This window comes from Inquilinus limosus MP06 (assembly GCF_000767795.1).
GTDB classification, from domain to species: domain Bacteria; phylum Pseudomonadota; class Alphaproteobacteria; order DSM-16000; family Inquilinaceae; genus Inquilinus; species Inquilinus limosus_E.
Map to the genome: position 1 here is coordinate 1 of NZ_JANX01001172.1, position 352 is coordinate 352.

General features: G+C 74.1%; 1 protein-coding gene. It reads right to left on the reverse strand.

Going from position 1 to position 352, the window contains the following annotated elements; genetic code table 11:
- On the reverse strand, positions 1-306 hold a 306-nt coding region (locus tag P409_RS35830), incomplete at its 3' end, for a phosphoheptose isomerase family protein (RefSeq protein ID WP_034850030.1).
- Positions 307-352: the final 46 nt, after the last annotated feature.

Sequence of the window (352 nt, forward strand, 5' to 3'; positions counted from 1 at the left end):
GACGCGCAGCAGCCCGTCGACGGTGGAGAAGCCGCCCGGCCCGGCGCTGACGGCCAGCAGATCGCCCGGCCCGACCGGCGGCGCCGACATGTCGCCGACGACATGGACGTCGAGGCCGAGATGGTAGAGGCGCATCGCCAGCGCCCGCATCATCAGCCCCTCGCGCCCGACGCCATGGCACACGATCCGGCGGGCGCCGGCCAGGGCGTCGAGCACCGGATCGATCGCGCCGGGGGGAAGCCGGCGGAAGACGCCGCGGATCTCATCCAGCGCCCCTTCCGCCAGGGCGCCCAGGCTGTCGGGCATGGAACTCTCCAAGTCACACGGAACGGAAGGGCCGGTGCCAGCCCCC